At 37.7% G+C, this 745-nt stretch carries 1 protein-coding gene; it reads left to right on the forward strand.

Annotated features, from left to right (window positions below):
• Positions 1-494: pentapeptide repeat-containing protein (locus tag AB4653_RS27610; RefSeq protein ID WP_372105840.1), on the forward strand; the 494-nt coding region annotated here is incomplete at its 5' end.
• Between the last annotated feature and the right edge of the window lie 251 nt (positions 495-745).

The raw sequence follows: 745 nt of genomic DNA on the forward strand, positions 1-745 counted from the left end.
GCAATATGGTTAGTGCATCGTTTAAAGATTGTTTAATTCGTGGAGTGTTATTTAGAAAGTGTAATTTAGAGCATGCTGTATTTTCTGATTGTATTATTGCAGCATCGACTTTCGAGAAAGCAAAACTTAAGAATGCGCAATTTATAAACTGTAAGGTTATTAGCTCTACTAACTTACGTACATTTCTTCCAGAAAATTCTTTTGTTAATACTGAGTTTTACGACACTTATCCGTCTGAAAGCAGCTTCGACCTAGCCCTTGTGGATGTTGTAAATCAACTCAGAGAGCATGATTTTATCCGTAGGTCGACAGTCTTACATCGAAAAAAAGGAAAGCTGGATACAATCTCTTTAGGAGTCTTGGTTGAAGAGTTTGGTCAAAGTAATCTTGTCGCTATTCTTCCTGAGGCTGCGTTGTCAATTGAACGTGAATTTCATACACTCAGTTACATACAAAACGTATTGCGTAAGGTCATTAACGATGGTAGCTTTTAAGCCCCCGGTCTTGCCACCCATAGAACTCTGGTGCTAACGGTTAATGCTAGTCTACGGACTGATGCGGGGTTACAGCGTTAATTGTTTCAAAGTTAGAGGAGGTATTGCCTATGGTAATGGATGTTTTAACAATTTCATCTTTCGTTGCGTTAATTCTATACAAAGTGGTTGTAAATATCAGTTCTATGTTTGGTGGTGAGATTTACCTTCTGCGCTATAAAAAATCCCATACAAACGTATAAGGTGACAAG

This window comes from Vibrio sp. 10N.222.48.A3 (assembly GCF_041475345.1).
Taxonomy (GTDB): Bacteria; Pseudomonadota; Gammaproteobacteria; order Enterobacterales; family Vibrionaceae; genus Vibrio; species Vibrio tasmaniensis_A.